This is a genomic window from Prevotella sp. MGM2 (assembly GCF_002933955.1).
GTDB lineage: Bacteria > Bacteroidota > Bacteroidia > Bacteroidales > Bacteroidaceae > Alloprevotella.
In genome coordinates, this window is the sequence record NZ_BEWW01000032.1 from 1 (window position 1) to 732 (window position 732).

1 protein-coding gene is annotated in these 732 nt (G+C 45.9%); it reads right to left on the bottom strand.

Translation table 11 applies throughout. From position 1 onward, the window contains the following. Positions 1-573: superoxide dismutase (locus tag C5S62_RS00740; protein WP_133159438.1), on the bottom strand; the 573-nt coding region annotated here is incomplete at its 3' end. Positions 574-732: the final 159 nt, after the last annotated feature.

Below are 732 nucleotides of genomic sequence, written 5' to 3' on the forward strand. Positions count from 1 at the left end.
CTTCATACGTTCCTCAACGGCTCTCCAGTTGATGAGTTCCCACACATCACTCAAATATTCAGCACGGCGGTTGCGGTGGTCCACGTAATAGGCATGCTCCCAAACGTCGATGGTAAGCAACGGCTTCTGCTCATTGCGCAAAGGGTTGTCGGCATTCGTTGTATTCACTATTTCGAGCTGACCGTCTTTGTTAAGTACCAGCCACGTCCAGCCCGAGCCGAACAGACCTGTTGCCGAAGCGAGCAGTTTATCCTTGAATGCCTGCACCGAACCAAACTCTTTTGTCAAGGCTTCTGACAGTTCCTTGCCGATACATTGCGGCGCAGGCGTGAGGTTTTCGAAGAAGAATGTATGATTCCACACCTGTGCGGCATTGTTGAACACCGGACCTGTGGCCTTACAGATAATTTCCTCCAAATCCATGTCTTCATACATGGTTCCAGCAGAAAGTTTGTTCAGATTATCCACGTAGGTCTGCAAGTGCTTTCCATAATGCAGATTAATGGTTTCTTCGCTCATTTTCGGTTCCAGCGCATTAGGCGCATAGGGTAATTGGGGCATTTGATGCTTCATGATTCTATTGTTATTGAGTTGTTTTATTAAAAAAATGTCTATTCCCTTCGCCGTGCCGGGAAGCCATTGGCGCCTTTCTTCCGTTTCGAGAATTAACTTGCTTCAAATATAGGGAGTTTTCATTAAGACGCAAGAAAAAAAACGATAAAAACATCATCA